Below are 12,305 nucleotides of genomic sequence, written 5' to 3' on the forward strand. Positions count from 1 at the left end.
CTCGTCGAGCTGCTCGACAAGCCGATCGCGGAGTGTGACGCGCTCGCCATCCCCACGGCGGGATACGGACACCCGATGGTCCGGCCGGAGATGGCGTGGCGCTTCATCAGCGGACATGACGAGTGCCCGATGACCAACCTCGGCTGGCGCAGCGTGGGCGTCCTCGAGCTGAGTGCCCTGCCCAGCCTCGGCGACGACCGCTGGGTCTCCTGGGTGCGTGACGCCGACGTCCTGCTCGTCAACGGCGGCGACGCGATGTATCTGCACCACTGGATCCGCGAGTCCGGCCTGGCCGACCTGATCCCGACCCTCGACGAGACCGTGTGGGTCGGGCTGAGCGCCGGCAGCATGGTGATGACGCCACGGATCGGCGCGGACTTCGTCGAGTGGGAGCCGCCCGGCGGAGGCGACGCAACGCTCGGAATGGTCGACTTCTCGATCTTCCCCCATTTGGACAGCCCGGACCTGCCGCTCAACACGATGGAGACGGCTCGGCGCTGGGCGGCAACCCTGGGGAACCCCGCCTACGTCATGGACGACGAGACCGCGATCAGCGTCGTCGACGGTGACGTGGACGTCGTGTCGGAGGGCCGCTGGGAGCGGCTCGACCCGGCCTGACGGTTTTGCCCCCTCCAGAGGGGGCAAACGCGACGTTGTGGGTTCAGCCCTTCTCGAGATTCGCGACCGTTGCCCGAGCGAGCTTCTCCAACGCGTCGCCCGAACCGCCACCCGCACCAACCGTCGCGTGGGAGATGGTCACGATGTTGTGGCCGGCCCTGATGAAGACGAAGTCCAGACCCACGGGCATCTCTTCGGTCGTGGCCGACATCCTGATCGCCGCGGACTCCTCACCGAGATTCGGGAAGGAGAGACTCGACGTCTTGAACGTGGTGGCCTCGCCGTCCTCGGTGGACGTGAACTCAGGACATGCAGCGAGTGCGTCGAGGACCTTCGAGAAGCTGTCGTCCGGGACCTCGTCCGCGAAGGAACTGATCTCCACGCCCATGAAGGGACCGAGCATCCCGGCCGAGTACGTACGAGAGGCCTCGCCCGTCGGCTCGTCCTTCTCATCATCGGCAAGACCGCCCATGATGTCCTTGCATTCCGCGGGCTCGATGGTCGCCTCGGACTCGCCTTCGTCGTCTTCGTCGTCGTTGAGGGAGTTCTCGGGGTCGACGCTCCAGCCGGTGGGGAGCGACGAAACCTGTGGCAGGGCGGCCTCCGCCTCCTCGTTCGTGACCTCTCGGCCCACGGCGTCGAGCTCGACGTCTTCTGTCTGCTCACCCTTCTCGGCTGACTGCTGGTCAGCGTCGCCGGAGTTCTCGTTGACGGTCCCCGCTCTCTCCGGCGGCGATTCACCGCAACCAGCCACGAGACCGACGACAGCCGCGGCCATCGCCAACGTGAATGCCCCAGAACGTCGAGTCGAACGCGCCATCGTCAATGCTCCCCACATGACCAATCCACGAATGTTGGCTGGATCCTAGGGGATGTGGATCGCCTGCAGGCGCTTATGCGCAGCCCGGTCTGAGACGAAGCCTGGTCAGAGAGCCCGCCGAGCACTACGTTGACCGCACGGTCACACGGCGGGGGAGCCGAGGGCGTATGACGATGGAGACGACGGGCGCGGCCGACGCGAGCGACAAGCGGATGCGTCTGCGGTACGCGGGGACCTGCCGCCTCTGCGGCACCGCACTCCCCGCACGGGCTGACGCTCTTTACGAGCCGTCGACCAGGACCGTGCGGTGTGTCGTCTGTCCGGCGACCGCAACCGTCCCCCGTACTCCAGAGGCCAGCGTGGATGTCAGTTCACCCGCCGGCTCGTCCGCCCGCCGAGAGTACGAACGCCGCAAGGCCAAGGACGAGCAGGCCCTGCGGTACAAGTGGGGTCGGCTCGGAGGCGTCGCGGTGGCCCTGTCCGACGAGCGTGCCAGCACCAAGGCCTGGGCCACGGGCGCCGTCGGCGAGGAGCGCCTGGCCACCCGGCTCGACGCCTCGTCATCCCCGAGCCTCGCGTTGCTCCACGACCGGCGGATCCCTCGCAGTCGGGCCAACATCGACCACATCGCCGGCGGCGTGTGGGTCATCGACGCCAAGCGCTACAAGGGCCGACCGCGTCTGGAGATCGAAGGGGGAATCCCTGCGCCCCCGCGTCGAGAAGCTGATGGTCGGTCGCCGCGACTGCACCAAGATCGTCGACGGAGTCCTGAAGCAGATGGACGTCGTGCGCCCGATCCTGCGGGAGTTCGTCGGGGACGTGCCGGTGACGGGCGCACTCTGCTTCGTCGACGCGGACTGGCCTCTCATCGGTGGGTCCTTCGCGACGCGAGGCGTCCACGTCCTGTGGCCCAAACGCTTGGTCAAGCAACTCAACTCCGAGGCTCCCGCAGTGCTGGACGTCGCAGCGGTCCGTGCGGCCTTGGCCGCGAGGCTGCCGGCGGCGTGAGGTCTCGAGGCTCAGGCCCTGCGGCCTTCACACCTCGACCCACGGTGGTCGTGGGCACTTCGAGGCTGTTGCCGCACAACCTCACAACCTCCTCAGGGAGCGTCGAGCCTCGATACGGTGACCACATGCCACGCCTGATCCCGGAGGACCCGAGGTTCACCAACGAGTCGGAGCGCGTGGTGTGGGAGCGGTTGCGCGACTCCCTTCGTCCGGAGGACACCCTCATCGTCAACTTCCGCCTGACCGATACCACCAAGGACCACGAGGCGGATCTCGTCCTCGTGCTGCCCGACGCGGGTGTGGTCGTCGTGGAGATCAAGGGTGGTGGGGTGCGCGTCGAGGACGGGCAGTGGACGATCCGCAGGCACGGCAAGCGGGTACCGATCGACCCCGTGGGGCAGGCCCGCGACGCGCGGTACGCGGTGCGGCAGTTCATCGAGTCCGACCGGCGGTGGGCCGACTCCTCACGCACCCGGGTGCGGACGGCGCACGCGGTGGTCACCCCCTTCGTCAGCCTGGGCGCTGACTTCGACCTCCCGGACTGTCCCCGGTGGATGGTCCACGACCGCGACGACCTGCCGGTGCTCGCCGAGCGCCTGGCCGACGTGCCGCTGCGGCAGGAGACACACCTGCGCGTGCCGACGCTGGACGATTGCGACCTCATCGTCGACATCCTCACTGCCCGCGGGACCGACGCCGTCACCACCGTCGCCGACGAGGCCGACGAGCGCGAGGCCCGTGCCGACCGCCTCACCCAGGAGCAGGCGCTCGTCCTCGACGTCACCCGGCTGCTGCGCCGCGTCGAGGTCCGTGGGGGAGCGGGCAGCGGCAAGACCGTCCTCGCCCTGACCCAGGCCGGCCAGCTGAGCGCCGGCCGGACCGGTGACCTCGCGCGCCCCGCCGAGCGCGTCGCCCTGCTCTGCTACTCCATCGGCCTGGCGACGTACTTCAAGCGCGAGGTGGCGACGTGGCCGCGCCGGCGACGCCCGGCCTTCGTCGGGACCTTCGAGGAACTCGGCAACCGGTGGGGCGTGCCGTCGGGCGCCCGCGACGACCCGCAGTACTGGGAGGAGGTCATGCCGCGGCTCATGGCGGACAAGGCAAGCGAGCTTCCGCCGGGGGAGCGCTACGACTCCTTCGTCGTCGACGAGGCGCAGGACTTCGCCGAGTCGTGGTGGCAGCCGCTCATCGGTGCCCTCACCGACGAGAGCGACGGCGGCCTCTACATCTACTCGGACGAGAACCAGCGCCTGTTCAACCGATTCGGCCGGCCCCCGGTCCCGCTCGTGCCCCTCGTCCTCGACCACAACCTGCGCAACACCAAGCAGATCGCCGAGGTCTTCCGCCCGCTCGCACCGCTGCGGATGCGCCTCGAGGGCGGCGACGGCCCGGACGTCGCCTTCGTCCCCGCAGCCGTCGACGACGCGGTGGGCGTCGCCGACGACCAGGTCGACCTGCTGCTGGACGAAGGGTGGGACCCGCGCCATGTCGCCCTGCTCACCACCGGCAAGCGCCACCCCGTGCAGGTCGAGCGGCAGGAGGAGCTCGGGCAGAGCGGCTACTGGGACACCTTCTGGGAGGACGACGTCTTCTACGGCCACGTCCTCGGGGCGAAGGGGATGGAGCGTCGCGCCGTCGTGCTGAGCGTCAACGAGGACGGGAGCACGCACCGCTTCCGCGAGCGGCTGTACGTCGGTCTCTCCCGGGCCACCGACCGCCTGGTCGTCGTCGGCGACCTCGACGTCATCGCCTCCGTGGAGGAGCACGTCGCGCAAGCACTCGGGCGCGCAGGTACCATCTCCCCGTAGACAGGGGAGGACATGAGCGAACACGCGCCCGGCTGGTACGAGCACGAGGGCGAGCGGCGCTACTGGGACGGTACGCAGTGGACGCACGCTTCGTCGAAGCCCGCGACCCCTCCGCCTCCGGCACCCACCGCCTCCCAGTCCGTCCCGAACCAGGTCGGTGCCCTACGCACCGCCGCCGACCTACGGAGCGGGAGCGCCCCCCTTCGCCACGTCCTCGCCGTACCCGGGCTCACCGCCGCCGTACCCCGGCGCGCTGCCCGTGGCCCGCAAGGAGCCGGCGATCGCGCTCGTCGTCTCCTTCCTCGTCCCCGGGGTCGGGTCGATGATGAACGGCGACGTCGGTGCCGGAGTGGGTTTCCTCGGGCTCTACGTCTTCGGCCTGGTGCTGGTCCTCTGCCTCGGCTGGCTCATCGTGGGCTTCATCGGTCTGCCGATGATGCTCGTCGCGTGGGGCTGGAGGATGTACCACGCGTACCAAGGAGCGGTGGACTTCAACCGGAGAGCCGGTTATCAGAACTGACAGCGGTCGGCAAGGTATGGGGAGTTCTCCCCATGATGAAAGGGTTCCGGCGCAGGTACGCTGGGCCGCGCACATGATGATCACATTCGAGAGATACGGAGAGGGCCTGCGATGAGCAACTGGGCGGCCGGTTGGTATCAGGACCCTGACAACCAGGGACAGATTCGTTATTGGGACGGCAACGGGTGGACTGAGCACCGCCAGGCCACGCCGGAGGGCTTCGGCGTCGGACAGCCCGGCCCCGACTCGTCGGGTACCGGCACCCGTCAGGACACCGTCGGCTCGACGAGCGAGGTCGACGAGGCCACGCGCGTGCGCCCCAACGCCGACCGTTCGCCCGAGACCGAGGCCATCTCCACCGACAGCACGAGCTACGGCGACTCCGGTGCCGGCGCCGGCTACGGAGCCTCCTCCTACGGTCAGGACCAGGCCTACGGCCAGTCCTCCTACGGGCAGCAGGGCTACGGTCAGTCCGGCTACGGCCAGCAGCAGGGCTACGGCCAGCAGGGTTACGACCAGTCCGACGCGTACGGCCAGCAGCAGTCCGGCTACGGCCAGCAGCAGGGGTACGGCCAGCAGGGCTACGGCCAGGGCGCGGGCGGCTACGGCCAGGAGCAGTCCTACGCCTCGGGCGCCCCGCAGGGCAAGAGCAAGCTGCCGCTGATCATCGGTGCCGGTGTCCTCGGTCTCGTGCTGCTCCTCGGCCTGGGCTTCCTCGGCTTCCAGCTGCTGAGCGGCGACGACGACCCCACCGCGGCCCCGTCGACGTCCACGTCGGCCCCGACGGACTCCTCCACCACCTCGGACCCGACGGACACCTCCACCTCGGACCCGACGGACTCCACCACCTCGGACCCGACGACCTCGTCGTCGAGCGACTCCGGCCCGGTCTCGAGCCCGCCCAAGGCCAAGGCCGCCAAGTGGGACCAGAAGTACGAGGGCAGCGGCCACGGTTACATCCAGGTCCCTGCCGGTGACGGCGCCGGCCTGATGGAGTTCACCTACGACGGCCAGAAGTACGACAGCCTCTCGATCAAGGGTCTGGACTTCAACGACAAGAACTCCGAGTACATCCTCACGGCGGCCGACACCAAGAAGGGCACCGTCGCGTACAACCTCACGGGGTACAACACGAGCACGACCAAGATCGAGATGGACACCAAGGGCAAGTGGTCCGTCACCTTCAAGAAGATCGACACCGCTCCCACCTTCGGCACGTCCGAGAAGGGTGAGGGATCCAAGGTCTTCAAGTGGGACGGCAAGCGCTCCGACCTGGGCGCGAAGTACACCCAGCCCAAGGACTCCTTCCTCGGCAACTTCAAGGTCCAGGCTGTCGGTGCCTCGGACTACCCGGACCGCCTCATCAGCGAGTACGACAACTACGAGGGCACGACGACCGTCCAGGACGGCACCAAGTACCTCGTCGTCGACGCGTCGGGCAGCTGGGAGCTCACCAAGAAGTGACCCCTGGTCACTGAGCACGACGTCGGGAGTCGGTCCGGATCATCCGGGCCGGCTCCCTTCGTCATGTCGAGGGAAGGGGGAGCAGCGGCGGCGCGCAGGAGGCGGCGTCGGGCGAGGGGGGGGCGAAGGGGGAGCAGCGAAGGGAGCGTAAGCGCGCCTCAGCACTCGATGACGTTGACCGCGAGCCCGCCGCGGGCGGTCTCCTTGTACTTGACCTTCATGTCGCGCCCGGTCTCGCGCATCGTCTTGACGACCTTGTCGAGGGAGACGACGTGCGAGCCGTCGCCGCGCAGGGCGGTGCGGGCGGCGGTGATCGCCTTGACCGACGCGACGGCGTTGCGCTCGATGCAGGGGATCTGCACGAGCCCGCCGACCGGGTCGCAGGTCAGGCCGAGGTTGTGCTCCATGCCGATCTCCGCCGCATTTTCCACCTGGGCGGGGGAGCCGCCGAGCACCGCGGCCATCGCGCCGGCCGCCATCGAGCAGGCCGAGCCGACCTCGCCCTGGCAGCCGACCTCCGCGCCGGAGATCGACGCATTTTCCTTGTAGATCACGCCGATCGCGGCGGCCGTGAGCAGGAACCGGCAGATGCCGTCGTCGTCGGCGCCGGGGACGAACTCGACGTAGTAGCGCAGCACCGCGGGGATGATCCCGGCCGCGCCGTTGGTCGGTGCGGTGACGACCCGACCGCCGGCGGCATTCTCCTCGTTGACCGCCAGGGCGTAGAGCGTCAGCCAGTCCATGCCGCGCAGGGGGTCGTCGCTGCTGCCCTCGGCGCGCAGTCGCTGGTGCAGCTGGGGCGCGCGGCGGCGCACCTTGAGCCCACCGGGCAGCACGCCCTCGGTGCGGGTGCCGTTGTCGATGCACTCGCGCATGACCGACCAGATGTGCAGCAGCTGCGAGCGCACCTCCTCCTCGGTCCGCCACGACAGCTCGTTGTCGAGCATCACCTGCGAGATCGACAGCCCCGTCTCGCGGCAGATCGCGAGCAGCTGGTCACCGGTGGTGAAGGGATGGGCGACGGGCGTGGTGTCGGCGACGATCTTGGTCGAGCCCGAGGCGTCCTCGCCGACGACGAAGCCGCCACCGACGGAGTAGTAGGTGTGGCTGCTGATCGGCTCCTCGCCCTCGCCCCAGGCGGTGAAGGTCATGCCGTTGGGGTGCAGGGGCAGCGACTTGCGCCGGTGCAGCACGAGGTCGTCGTCCTCGTCGAAGTCGATCTCGTGCTCGCCGAGCAGGCTGACCCGGTGGCTGCTGCGGATCTGCTCCAACCGGCCGGTGACCGAGCGGGGGTCGCACAGCTCGGGGCGCTCGCCGGACAGGCCGAGGAGCACCGCGGTGTTGGACCCGTGCCCGTGCCCGGTCGCGCCGAGCGAGCCGAAGAGCTCGGCCTTGACCCGGCGCACCTGCGGCAGCAGCCCCTCGTCACGCAGGCCCTCGACGAACTGCACGGCAGCCCGCATCGGGCCGACGGTGTGCGAGCTCGAGGGGCCGATGCCGATCGAGAACAGGTCGAAGACGCTCAGTGCCACGGGTGGCTCTCTCCTGGTGCTGGGGGTGGGCGCACGGACGGCGGGTGCGCAGGGTGGGCGCACGTGCCGTGGCTCACACTACCCACCCGGACCGACCGCGGTGCCCCTGTGGAAAAGGTTGCACCCGGGATCGCGGACATGGCCATGATGAAGGGCATGACCTTTGAAGACCTGCCAGCCGACTGGCCCACCCGACCACTGACCGACACCACCCTCGCCGCCGACGTCGTCGACCTCGTCGTGCGCGACGGCGACCGCGCCACGGGGTGCCTGAGCATCCTGCTGTGCGACGCCGACCTGCGCATGGTCCAGCCGATCTCGATCGGCGACCTCGACGAGGCCGGACCGGCGCCGGGGGAGTACCGGCGCCCCTTCGACCTGATCGTCGGAGGGGTCGGCGACCGCCTCGGTGGGGTGGTCGTGGCGATCGGCCGGCCCGAGGGCACGGTCCCCGACGACGAGGCCCGGGCGTGGCACGAGGCCGCGATCGCCGCGTGCCGCGACCACGACGTGCCGCTCATCGGGACCTACCTGGCGACCGCCGACGCCGTCGTCGAGATGCCGCGGTGGGACCAGCAGGAGCTGCCCGCCGCGGTGTGACGAGCTGCCCCCTGCGGTGTGATCAGTCGACCGGGGTCAGCAGCGCCTCGATCTCGGCGGTGACCGTTGCGCCGACCGCAGCGGCGAAGCCCTCAGGGTCCTCGTGGGCCGCGGGATCCTCCGGGACGATGACGTCGACGAGCCCGTCCTCGAGCATCTGCTGGGCGCCGACCCGCTGACGGGCGGCGAGCAGGGGAGCGTGGTCGGTGTCCTTGAAGAGGATCGCGCTGGCGCCCTCCGGTGGCAGCGGCGAGAGCCACGCGTTGCCGGCGGCGATGACCCGGCGGGCGGGCAGCAGCGCGAGCGCGCCGCCACCGGTGCCCTCACCGAGCAGCACCGAGACGCTCGGCACCGACAGCGATGTCATGTCGGCGATGCACCGGGCGATCTCACCGGCCAGGGCGCCCTCCTCCGCGTTGGGCGACAGGTCGGCGCCGGGGGTGTCGATGACCGTGACGAGCGGCAGCCCGAGCTCGGTGGCCATCCGCATGCCGCGGCGCGCCTCGCGCAGCGCGGCCGGTCCCATCGACTCGGAGACCTGGTAGCGGCGGTCCTGCCCGACGAGCACGCAGGAGCGCCCACCGAAGGAGGCCAGCGCGAGCATCACGCCCTTGTCCAGCTCACCGAATCCGGTGCCGTTGAGGGGGATGACGTCGTCCGCGGCGTGCCGCAGCAGCTCGCGCACACCGGGGCGGTCCTCCCTTCGCGTCGTCTCGATCGCCGACCACAGCGTCGCGATCTCGTCCTCGCTCGGCTCCGGCCGGGAGACGAAGGGGGTGATCGGCCACGCCGGGTGGTCGGCCGGGTCGGCGGTGCGCTCGGTCGTCGCGGAGAGCATGGTCAGCGAGCGGGAGGCGATCTCGGCGAGGTCCTCCACCGGGACGACTGCGTCGACGATGCCCTTGGCGACAAGGTTCTCCGCGACCTGCACGCCGGAGGGGAAGGGGATGCCGTTGACCGTCTCGTAGACGACCGGCCCGAGGAACCCGATGAGCGCCTCCGGCTCGGCGATCGTGATGTGCCCGAGGGACCCCCACGAGGCGAAGACCCCACCGGTCGTGGGGTGGCGCAGGTAGACGAGGTAGGGCAGGCCGGCCGCCTTGTGCGCGACGACGGCCGCGGAGATGTCGACCATCGTCATGAAGGCCGGGGTGCCCTCCTGCATCCGGGTGCCACCGCTCGCGGTCGCGGCGAGGAGGGGCAGGCCCTCCGTCGTCGCGCGCCGGATCGCGGCGACGATCCGCCCGGCGGCAGCACGCCCGATCGACCCACCGAGGAAGCGGAACTCGCCGACGATCAGGGCCACCTCGTGGCCGCGGATGCTCGCCCGCCCGGTGAGGATCGACTCGTCCGTGCCCGACCGCTGCGAGGCCTTGGCCATCGTCGCGCGATAGGTCTCGTCGAGGCCGGAGAGGTCGAGCGGTTGGTCCCACGAGACGAAGCTGTCGGGGTCGACGACCGTGTCGATGAGCTGCTGGGCACCGGGGCGGGAGGTACTCATGCGGTGATGCTCCCACCGGGAGCGCTGGGTAACCTTGCCCGGTGCTTGTGCCCCTGACCACCTTCGTGATGATCGCCGTCGGCCTCCTCGGCGTGATGGCGCTGGTCTACACCGCGATCGACCGGCTCGTCGACGACGGGCTGCTGCTCGTCGCTGCGGTCGTGGAGATCTCGCTGGTGGTCCTGGCCGTCGTCACCGCGATCGTCCACAGGCAGGTCAGCGGCACGGGGGAGGGCGCGACGATGCTCGCCTACGCCCTCACCCTGCCGATCATCCCGCCGATCGTCCTCTTCATCGCGCTGAAGGAGAAGACCCGCTGGGCCATGGGCGTCGTCATCGCCGGCGCCTTCACCGTCGGCGTGATGACCTACCGCATCCTCCAGATCTGGCAGACCAGTGGCCCCGCCTGAGGTCAGCACCGGCACCGGGCCGGGCCGCATCGTCGTCGCCGTCTACGCCGTCCTCGCGCTCGCCGCGACCGGCCGCTCGATCCTGCAGGTCACCCAGTACTTCGACCGGGCGCCGCTGGCGTACGTGCTCTCCGCGCTCGCGGCGCTGATCTACGTCGTCGCGACCGCAGCCCTGGCGAAGGGGGGAACCTCCGGCGCCCGCGTGGCCACCGGGGCGATCCTCGTGGAGGCCGTCGGCGTGCTGACCGTGGGCACCCTGTCGTTCGTCCGGCCGGAGCTCTTCCCGGACAAGACCGTCTGGTCCCACTTCGGGTCCGGCTACGGCTACCTGCCGCTCGTCCTCCCCTTCGTCGGGCTGTGGTGGATCCACCGGGCCCGGCGCGCCGCCTGAGCCGTCTCGTACCGCCCGCAAGGTGAGACGGGACTGGTTGAATACGCACCTTTTCCTATCATCGGGGCAGGTCTTGAGTGCCAGCAGACAGCCCCGGCTCGCTGGCCGGCAACCCTCCTCCGCGGTGGGGTGCCCCGGGAGACGACCAGGTCCGTGGCGCCGCCGCGGTCAAGCGCGTACGAGCACAGGAGTGAACCCATGACCGACCCGTCCACGTGGAGCTTCGAGACCCAGCAGATCCACGCCGGCCAGGCACCCGACCCGACGACGGGATCGCGCGCCCTGCCGATCCACGCGACGACCTCCTACGTCTTCAAGGACACCGAGCACGCGGCGAACCTGTTCGCGCTCAAGGAGTTCGGCAACATCTACACGCGGATCATGAACCCCACCCAGGACGCGGTGGAGCAAAAGATCGCCGCGCTCGAGGGTGGCGTCGGTGCGCTGCTCACCGCCTCCGGCATGTCCGCCACGCACCTGGCCCTGGTCAACATCGCCGAGGCCGGTGACCACATCGTCGCCAGCGCCGCGCTCTACGGCGGCACGGTCAACCTGCTGAAGTTCACCCTCGCCAAGTACGGCATCGAGACCACGCTCGTCGAGGACCCGAGCGACATCGAGCAGTGGAAGGCCGCCGTCAAGCCGAACACCAAGGTCTTCTTCGGCGAGACCATCGGCAACCCCAAGGACGTCGTCCTCGACATCGCGGCCATCGCCGACGTGGCGCACGCCGCGGGCGTCCCGCTCGTCGTCGACAACACGATCGCCACCCCCTACGTGCTGCGCCCGCTCGAGCACGGCGCCGACGTCGTCGTCCACGCGGCGACGAAGTTCCTCGGTGGCCACGGCACCTCGATCGCCGGTGTCATCGTCGACGGCGGGACGTTCGACTACGCCGCCGACCCGGAGAAGTTCCCCAACTACAACGAGCCGGACCCGAGCTACCACGGACTGCGCTTCGGTCCCGACCTCGGTGTCAACGGCGCGCTGGGGGCGAACCTGTCCTTCATCCTCAAGGCCCGCGTGCAGCTGCTGCGCGACATCGGCCCGGCGATCTCCCCGTTCAACGCCTTCCTCATCGGACAGGGCATCGAGACGCTCAGCCTGCGCATGGAGCGCCACCTGGCCAACACGGCCAAGGTCGCCGAGTTCCTCGGCGGCCACGCGCAGGTCGACAAGGTCACCTGGGCATCGCTGCCGAGCAGCGCCAGCCACGAGCAGGCCACGAAGTACACGCCGAAGGGAGCCGGCTCGGTCATCTCCTTCGAGATCTCCGGCGGCCTCGAGGCGGGCAAGAAGTTCGTCGAGGCCCTGACGCTGCACAGCCACCTGGCCAACATCGGCGACGTGCGCTCGCTCGTCATCCACCCCGCGTCGACGACCCACTCGCAGGGCCCGGAGGAGGACCGGCTCGCCGCCGGCGTCACCCCCGGCCTCGTGCGCCTGTCCGTCGGCCTGGAGAACGTCGACGACATCATCGCCGACCTCGAGCAGGGCTTCGCCGCGGCGACCGCCTGACCCTCGCTGGTCGAGGTGTGAGCGCCGTACTGAGGTGCGAGGAGCGCCAGCGACGAGCCTCGAAGTAGCCGGCCGCGGCCGAGCCTCAAGACGCCCCGTCGTGGGGCCTGTGGAC

At 70.0% G+C, this 12,305-nt stretch carries 12 protein-coding genes, 1 pseudogene and 1 riboswitch; of the genes and pseudogenes, 10 read left to right on the forward strand and 3 right to left on the reverse strand.

The window, feature by feature from the left end; all coding sequences use genetic code 11:
- The coding region (locus JAN01S_RS15310; protein WP_068319532.1) for a Type 1 glutamine amidotransferase-like domain-containing protein at positions 1-618 on the forward strand (618 nt) is incomplete at its 5' end.
- Positions 619-661: 43 nt separating this feature from the next.
- Here the strand turns inward: JAN01S_RS15310 and JAN01S_RS15315 are convergent.
- Complete coding sequence (locus tag JAN01S_RS15315) at positions 662-1,396, reverse strand: hypothetical protein (protein ID WP_068319534.1); 735 nt, start codon at positions 1,394-1,396, stop codon at positions 662-664.
- Positions 1,397-1,650: 254 nt separating this feature from the next.
- Between JAN01S_RS15315 and JAN01S_RS17790 the strand changes: the two are divergent.
- The 5 genes and pseudogenes from JAN01S_RS17790 to JAN01S_RS15335 form a co-directional block, all read left to right on the forward strand.
- Positions 1,651-2,058, forward strand: a pseudogene (locus JAN01S_RS17790) (NERD domain-containing protein); the annotation flags it as partial.
- 106 nt (positions 2,059-2,164) lie between these two features.
- Positions 2,165-2,446 carry a hypothetical protein gene (locus tag JAN01S_RS17610; RefSeq protein ID WP_244884862.1) on the forward strand — a complete coding sequence of 94 codons (282 nt, stop codon included), beginning with the start codon at positions 2,165-2,167 and terminating at the stop codon, positions 2,444-2,446.
- Positions 2,447-2,571: 125 nt separating this feature from the next.
- The gene (locus JAN01S_RS15325) at positions 2,572-4,254 is read left to right on the forward strand and encodes an NERD domain-containing protein (protein ID WP_068319535.1); all 1,683 of its coding nucleotides are present in this window, start codon (positions 2,572-2,574) and stop codon (positions 4,252-4,254) included.
- 157 nt (positions 4,255-4,411) lie between these two features.
- A complete protein-coding gene (locus JAN01S_RS15330; RefSeq protein WP_068319537.1) occupies positions 4,412-4,774 on the forward strand; it encodes a hypothetical protein in 363 nt (120 codons plus the stop codon).
- Between the two features lie 111 nt (positions 4,775-4,885).
- Positions 4,886-6,238 carry a DUF2510 domain-containing protein gene (locus JAN01S_RS15335; RefSeq protein ID WP_068319539.1) on the forward strand — a complete coding sequence of 451 codons (1,353 nt, stop codon included), beginning with the start codon at positions 4,886-4,888 and terminating at the stop codon, positions 6,236-6,238.
- A gap of 158 nt (positions 6,239-6,396) precedes the next feature.
- Here the strand turns inward: JAN01S_RS15335 and JAN01S_RS15340 are convergent, their stop codons facing one another.
- Positions 6,397-7,770 (reverse strand): L-serine ammonia-lyase, encoded by a 1,374-nt coding sequence (locus JAN01S_RS15340; protein WP_068319541.1) that lies wholly within the window; start codon positions 7,768-7,770, stop codon positions 6,397-6,399.
- 156 nt (positions 7,771-7,926) lie between these two features.
- Here JAN01S_RS15340 and JAN01S_RS15345 point away from each other — a divergent pair, with 156 nt between their 5' ends.
- Complete coding sequence (locus JAN01S_RS15345; protein WP_157075794.1) at positions 7,927-8,370, forward strand: hypothetical protein; 444 nt, start codon at positions 7,927-7,929, stop codon at positions 8,368-8,370.
- 22 nt (positions 8,371-8,392) lie between these two features.
- Here JAN01S_RS15345 and JAN01S_RS15350 read toward each other — a convergent pair whose 3' ends face one another.
- A complete protein-coding gene (locus tag JAN01S_RS15350; RefSeq protein ID WP_068319544.1) occupies positions 8,393-9,871 on the reverse strand; it encodes a carboxyl transferase domain-containing protein in 1,479 nt (492 codons plus the stop codon).
- Positions 9,872-9,912: 41 nt separating this feature from the next.
- Between JAN01S_RS15350 and JAN01S_RS15355 the strand changes: the two genes are divergently transcribed.
- The 3 genes from JAN01S_RS15355 (at position 9,913) to JAN01S_RS15365 (ending at position 12,190) form a co-directional block, all read left to right on the forward strand.
- On the forward strand, positions 9,913-10,281 hold the full coding sequence (locus tag JAN01S_RS15355; protein WP_157075795.1) for a hypothetical protein: 369 nt from the start codon (positions 9,913-9,915) through the stop codon (positions 10,279-10,281).
- Entirely contained in the window at positions 10,268-10,672 is a 405-nt protein-coding gene (locus JAN01S_RS15360; RefSeq protein WP_068319548.1) for a hypothetical protein, read from the forward strand. Before JAN01S_RS15355 ends, JAN01S_RS15360 begins: the two co-directional genes overlap by 14 nt.
- A 69-nt stretch (positions 10,673-10,741) precedes the next feature.
- A riboswitch (SAM riboswitch) is annotated at positions 10,742-10,853 on the forward strand.
- A 17-nt stretch (positions 10,854-10,870) separates the two neighbouring features.
- The gene (locus JAN01S_RS15365) at positions 10,871-12,190 is read left to right on the forward strand and encodes a bifunctional o-acetylhomoserine/o-acetylserine sulfhydrylase (RefSeq protein ID WP_068319549.1); all 1,320 of its coding nucleotides are present in this window, start codon (positions 10,871-10,873) and stop codon (positions 12,188-12,190) included.
- Positions 12,191-12,305 lie beyond the last annotated feature (115 nt).

Origin of the sequence: Janibacter anophelis NBRC 107843 (genome assembly GCF_001570945.1) — a bacterium.
GTDB lineage: Bacteria > Actinomycetota > Actinomycetes > Actinomycetales > Dermatophilaceae > Janibacter > Janibacter anophelis.